This window comes from Streptomyces albidochromogenes, assembly GCF_005981925.1.
GTDB lineage: Bacteria > Actinomycetota > Actinomycetes > Streptomycetales > Streptomycetaceae > Streptomyces > Streptomyces albidochromogenes.
In genome coordinates this window covers 1-6,036 of sequence record NZ_VBVX01000360.1, presented here as the reverse complement: position 1 = coordinate 6,036, position 6,036 = coordinate 1, and the positions used below count along the sequence as shown (strand labels likewise).

Here is a 6,036-nt window from a genome sequence, read left to right as displayed (position 1 = left end):
GCCCCGGCCCCGCCGCCGCCCATCGGCAGCGTCTCGCCCACCAGCTCCAGCCGGTCGCTGTCGGCCGAGGCCAGCGCCACCTGGGCGCGCTGCGTCCGGGGCGTGAACTCCAGGCGCCGGCTGTCCAGCAGCACCACCTTGTCCCGCTTGCCGCCGGGCGCGCGCAGCGTCTTGCGCGGGCCGATCGCGGCGTTCACGATGCGGCCCGTGCGCCGGTCGACGACCAGCTCGATGCCGTGGTTGGCGTACCACTCCTCGGCGAGCACCTGGCTGCGCTTCGGCAGCCCGACGAGCCGCCCGGGAACGAGCCGGGTGCCGGTCTGCGCGGGCTCGACGGCGCCGGTGAAGCGGTAGCCCTTGTACCCCTGGATCTTGCGCACACCTGCGAAGCGGAGGCGGACGGTCGAGCCGAGCGTGTTGTCCCACCAGCGGTACGAGCGCTTCTGCACGTCGAAGGGGAACTTCAGGTACGCCTCCCCGTCGAACGTCGGCTTCTCGCCGCAGCAGTGCACGGGCTCGTTGGTGCGCCGGTCGGTCACCCAGCGCTCCAGCGTCCACTGGAGCGAGTCGTGGGTGTCCGCGGCCGGGAGGGTGTCCTCGGTGTCGACCGAGGTCGACACGTCCCACACGGCCCTGCCGCTCCTCTCGCTGTCGGCCACGTCGCCGCGTACCTGGCGGGTGATCGTGAGGTCCTTCTTCACGGTCTTGATCTCGGTGGTGTCGAAGTAGCTGCCGGGGCCGGTGAAGACCGTCGTGACGTCCACGTCGACGGGGGTGCGTTTCGCGCGTGGCTCGACGTACCACGCCAGCATCGGAGCGAGTACCAGCAGGAAGACGCCGGCGCCCAGCAGGGCCAGCGACAAGGGGGAAGCGGTGCGACGCATACGGGCGACTCCAGGGAGGGCCGGCGGGGGGATGGCTCGGCGGATACGTGCGCATGGGTATGGGCCGGGAACCGTAGGCGTCCTCTTGACGGACTGTCAATGCGACGCGGACACTGGGCCTTTGCCGGACGGGGCCGGCGGGACACCGGTGGGGACACAGCGTCAGAGAGGCTGACCCGCCATGTCCAGATTCCTCGCCGCAGCGCTGACCGTCGTTGCCGCCGCCGCCCTCGCCGTGGGCGCCGCCTTCGGCGTCGTGGCCCTGCTGAACGCCACCCCGGACCAGCCCAACGTGCCGCTGATCAGCTACGAGTCGGCGACGCCCCGGAAATGACCGCCGTGGGAGTACCCCGAGTGGAGACGGCCGCGGTGAAGGGGGAGCGAGGCATGGGCGAGGGCTCGGCCTGGGGAGACGTGCCGCGGCTCCAGGTCCGGCAGTTCACCGACCTGGCCATGCGCGAACTCCCTTCCCTGGCACAGGAGATCCTCGACTGCATCTGCCGCGAGCACCCCAAGCTGCCGCTGCTCGTCGACGAGTCGGGCGAGCTGATCGCCCTCGTCGGCATCCGGCGCGCGCTGGAGGACTTCGTGCAGCACCTGGTGCTGGAGAAGGGGCGCCCGCACGTCCACCTGGAAGTCTTCCAGGAGTTCGGGCGCGGCGAGGGGCTGCACGGCCGCTCCCTGGATTCCCTCCAGGCCATGTACCGGCTGGGCGTCCGGCTCGCGTGGCGGCGGCTCGCCGAGATCGGGCAGCAGGTGCGCATCCCGCCGCCCGCCATGTACGAGCTCGCCGAGTCCGGATTCGCCTTCCTGGACGGACTGGTGGACCAGACGGTGCGCGGATACGCCGAGGCCGCCGCCCGGCAGGCCGGCGAACGCCTGCGGTTGCAGCGCAAACTGACGCAGGCGCTGATCACCGAGTACGGCGAGCCCGCCGACCCGGTCCGCACCCGTTCGCTCGCCGAGCACGCCGCGCGGATCGGCTGGCCGCTGCCCGAGCGGGTGGCCGTCGGGGTGCTGCTTCGGCCGTCCCGCGAGTGCGTGGCCCCGGTCGTGGGGCAGGGCGTGCTCCTCGACATGGAGAGCGAGCAGCCGCTGATGGTCGTGCCCGACCCCGCGCTCGCGGGGCGGACCGAGCTGCTGCGCCGGTCGATGAAGGGCTGGTCCGGGGCGCTCGGCCCGGCCGTCGCGCTGACCGAGGCCGCGAAGTCGCTGCGCTGGGCGGCGGCCGCCGTGCGCCTGATGGAACGGGGACTGCTGCCGTCCGGGCGGCTGCTGCACTGCACCGAGTACACCGAGGCGCTGGTGCTGCTGCCGCCCGAGGAGCTCATCGGGGATCTGACGCGCCGCTGTCTCGCCCCGCTCGCCGACTGCGGCCCCACCCAGGGGCGGCGGCTCGCGGAGACGCTGCTGGCGTGGCTGGAGACGCGCGGCGGGGCGCCGGAGGTGGCGGCCCGGCTCGGGGTGCACCCGCAGACCGTGCGCTACCGGATGCGGCAGATCCGCGAGCTGTGGGGTGACGAGGTCGACGACCCGGACCGGCGCTTCGAGCTCGAACTGGTGTTACGGGCCCAGCGGTTGCGCGGTGAGCTGAGCGAGCCGATCCGGTGACACGGCTCCGCCCCCGGTGCTGTGCGGTCCCGGGGGCGGAGAGGGGGTGCGGGGCGGGTCAGCCGCGCAGCTGCTCGTAGGCCGGCAGCGTGAGGAAGTCCGCGTAGTCCTCGTCGAGCGAGACGGTGAGCAGCAGGTCGTGCGCCTGCTGCCACCTGCCGGCGGCGAACGCCTCCTCGCCGATCTCGGCGCGGATCGCGGCCAGTTCCTCCCCGGCGATCTCGCGGGCCAGCTCCGGGGTGGCCTTCCGGCCGTTCTCGAAGACGACGCCCGCGTTGATCCACTGCCAGATCTGCGAGCGGGAGATCTCCGCCGTCGCCGCGTCCTCCATGAGGTTGAAGATCGCGACCGCGCCCAGGCCCCGCAGCCACGCCTCGATGTAGCGGATCCCGACCTGGACGGCCGAGACGAGGCCCTGGTACGTCGGGACCGCGTCCAGCGAGTCGATGGCGATCAGGTCGCCCGGCGCGACCGACACGTCCTCGCGCAGCCGCTCCTTCTGGTTCGGCTTCTCGCCCAGGACCGCGTCGAACGACGCCATCGCGATCGGGACCAGGTCCGGGTGCGCGACCCAGGAGCCGTCGAAGCCGTCGGCGGCCTCGCGGTCCTTGTCGGCCTTGACCTTCTCGAAGGCGACCTTGTTGACCTCGGCGTCCTTGCGGGACGGGATGAAGGCCGCCATGCCGCCGATCGCGTGCGCGCCGCGCTTGTGGCACGTGCGGACGAGCAGCTCGGTGTACGCCCGCATGAAGGGGGCCGTCATCGTCACCGCGTTGCGGTCCGGCAGGACGAACTTCGCGCCGCCGTCACGGAAGTTCTTGACGATCGAGAAGAGGTAGTCCCAGCGGCCCGCGTTCAGGCCCGCCGCGTGGTCGCGCAGCTCGTAGAGGATCTCCTCCATCTCGTACGCCGCCGTGATCGTCTCGATCAGGACCGTCGCGCGGACGGTGCCCTGCGGGATCCCGACGTAGTCCTGCGCGAAGACGAAGATGTCGTTCCACAGCCGCGCCTCGAGGTGCGACTCGGTCTTGGGCAGGTAGAAGTACGGGCCCTTGCCGAGCTCGATGAGCCGCTTGGCGTTGTGGAAGAAGTACAGGCCGAAGTCGACGAGGGCGCCGGGCACGGGGCGGCCGTCGAACCGCAGGTGGCGCTCGTCCAGGTGCCAGCCGCGCGGCCGCATCACGACGGTCGCCAGCTCCTCGGCCGGCTTGAGGGCGTACGTCTTGCCGGACTTCGGGTCGGTGAAGTCGATGCTGCGGGTGTAGGCGTCGATCAGATTGCGCTGGCCGAGGACGACGTTCTCCCAGGTGGGGGCGGAGGCGTCCTCGAAGTCGGCGAGCCAGACCTTGGCGCCCGAGTTCAGGGCGTTGATGGTCATCTTGCGGTCGGTCGGACCGGTGATCTCCACGCGGCGGTCGTTGAGCGCGGCCGGGGCCGGCGCGACCTTCCAGTCGCCCTCGCGGACCTGTGCGGTGTCCGGGAGGAAGTCGAGCGTGGACGTGCGGGCGATCTCGGCGCGGCGCTCGGCGCGGCGGGCGAGCAGCTCGTCACGGCGGGGCGTGAACAGCCGGTGCAGCTCGGCCACGAAGGCGAGAGCCGCGTCGGTCAGGACCTCTTCCTGCCTCGGCAGGGGCTCGGCATCGACGATGGCCAGCGGGGACGGCGCTGGTGCGGACATGAGCTGTCACTCCTTACGCGGGCGAGGCCTGCCGGCCGCCGGGACGCCTGGAAACGGCACTAAGTGCCATGGCTCCGAGGTACGGTCGCGGGCGCCGCCGAGTGGTGCAGGGCGCTTCTGACGTGTGGATAGTAGTTTCCTCATGGTGGAAGTTCAACGGTCTGTTGATGTCGAGATTCTCCGGGTCGACAGAAACTGGCGCTCAGTGCCACCCCGGTCACTCCAAGTGGAACAGGTCCTGCGGCGTGTCGATGTCGTACGCCTCGGCCACGTCCCCGCATTCGACGAGCGTGACCGCGCTCTCGTGCTCCTTCAGATAGGCGCGTGCCCCCCGGTCGCCCGTCGCAGTCCTCACGATGTCCGTCCACCGCCCGGCGCCGAAGAGCACCGGGTGCCCCCGCTTCCCGTCGTACGCCGCCGCCACCAGGCTCGACGGCGAGCGGTACGCCGCCACCACCCGGCCCACCGCCCGCGCGCCGATCCCCGGCTGGTCGACCAGGGAGACGAGCGCCGCCCCGGCCCCCGTGCCGGCCAGGGAGGCCAGGCCGGCCCGCAGCGACGAGCCCATTCCCTCGTCCCACTCCGGGTTGTCGACCACCACACAGCCGCGCAGGTCGGCGCGCTCGCGCACCTCGGCGGCCGCCGCGCCCAGCACCACGTGCACCGGGCCGCAGCCGCCCTCGCGCAGCACCCGTACCGCGTGCTCGACCAGGGGCCGCCCCCGGTGCTCCAGCAGCGCCTTCGGCCGGCCGCCGAGCCGCCGCCCGGCGCCCGCCGCGAGCAGCAGACCCGCCACGCCGGCGGACGCCTCGTCCGTTGTCCGTTCCATGGGCTCCATGGGCCCTGCATACCTCATCCGGGCATCGGCGCCGAGGAGCGGCCTCCTTGGATAGGGTGCCGTTCGATATCGGTGTTCTGCGGGGGAGACAAGAGTTGATGAGTGGTCAGCAGCCGGGCCGGGACAGCGCGTCCCCGGTCTTCCAGCCCCTCGCGGGCGACGACCCCGCCACCATCGCCGGATACCGGCTGGCCGCCAAGCTCGGGGCGGGCGGCATGGGCAAGGTGTACCTCTCGTACACGCCGGGCGGCCGGCCCGTCGCCATCAAGGTGATCCGGCCGGAATTCGGCGAGGACGCCGAGTTCCGCCGGCGGTTCGCCCAGGAAGTGAAGTCCGCGCAGCGCGTCCAGGGGCTGTTCACCGCGCCCGTCATCGACGCCGACACCGACGGCGCGCAGCCGTGGCTGGCCACCGCGTACGTGCCCGGTCCCTCGCTCGCCGACGCCGTCGTGGCGCACGGGGCGCTGCCCGTCGACGCCGTCCTGCTGCTGATCGCCGGCATGGCCGAGGCCCTGCACGTCATCCACGGCGCGGGCATCGTGCACCGGGACCTCAAGCCCTCCAACGTGCTGCTCGCCGCCGACGGCCCCCGCGTCATCGACTTCGGCATCGCCCACGCCGCCGACGCCACCTCCCTCACCGGCTCCGGCGTCACCATCGGCACCCCGTCGTTCATGGCCCCCGAGCAGGCCGCCGGGAGGAAGGTGACCCCGGCCACCGACGTCTTCGCCCTCGGCCAGGTCGCGGCGTACGCGGCCACCGGGACCCCGGCCTTCGGTGAGGGCACCTCGCACGGGGTGCTCTACCGCATCGTCCACGAGGAGCCCGACCTCACCGGCGTACCCGAGCGGCTGATGGAGCTGGTCAGCCGCTGCCTCGCCAAGGACCCGGCGGACCGGCCCACGGTCGCCGAGGTCATCGGCCTGTGCCAGTCCGCCAGCGCCGAGACGGTGCTGCGCCGCCCCGAGGACTGGCTGCCGGGCCCGGTCGCCGCCGACATCACGGTACGCGCGGCCGCCCCCGCG

At 72.5% G+C, this 6,036-nt stretch carries 6 protein-coding genes; 3 read left to right on the top strand and 3 right to left on the bottom strand.

The genetic code is table 11. The features are described from left to right. Nucleotides 1–884, bottom strand: an 884-nt coding sequence (pgfA, locus tag E2E34_RS29985; protein ID WP_138905014.1) for a cell envelope lipid trafficking protein PgfA, incomplete at its 3' end; no start/stop codon positions are given. 181 nt (nucleotides 885–1,065) lie between these two features. Here pgfA and E2E34_RS35705 point away from each other — a divergent pair. Both E2E34_RS35705 and E2E34_RS29980 read left to right on the top strand, forming a co-directional pair. Then, on the top strand, nucleotides 1,066–1,218 hold the full coding sequence (locus E2E34_RS35705) for a hypothetical protein (RefSeq protein ID WP_167518420.1): 153 nt from the start codon (nucleotides 1,066–1,068) through the stop codon (nucleotides 1,216–1,218). 53 nt (nucleotides 1,219–1,271) lie between these two features. Continuing rightward, nucleotides 1,272–2,495, top strand: a complete 1,224-nt coding sequence (locus E2E34_RS29980) for a PucR family transcriptional regulator (RefSeq protein ID WP_138905015.1) — start codon at nucleotides 1,272–1,274, stop codon at nucleotides 2,493–2,495. A 58-nt stretch (nucleotides 2,496–2,553) separates the two neighbouring features. On the opposite strand, the gene aceB is transcribed toward E2E34_RS29980, so the two are convergent. Together aceB and E2E34_RS29970 are read right to left on the bottom strand one after the other, a co-directional pair. After that, the gene (gene aceB / locus E2E34_RS29975; RefSeq protein WP_138905013.1) at nucleotides 2,554–4,173 is read right to left on the bottom strand and encodes a malate synthase A; all 1,620 of its coding nucleotides are present in this window, start codon (nucleotides 4,171–4,173) and stop codon (nucleotides 2,554–2,556) included. A gap of 217 nt (nucleotides 4,174–4,390) precedes the next feature. After that, a complete protein-coding gene (locus E2E34_RS29970) occupies nucleotides 4,391–5,002 on the bottom strand; it encodes a nucleotidyltransferase family protein (protein WP_138905012.1) in 612 nt (203 codons plus the stop codon). 107 nt (nucleotides 5,003–5,109) lie between these two features. Between E2E34_RS29970 and E2E34_RS29965 the strand changes: the two genes are divergently transcribed. Continuing rightward, on the top strand, nucleotides 5,110–6,036 hold a 927-nt coding region (locus E2E34_RS29965; RefSeq protein ID WP_138905011.1), incomplete at its 3' end, for a serine/threonine-protein kinase.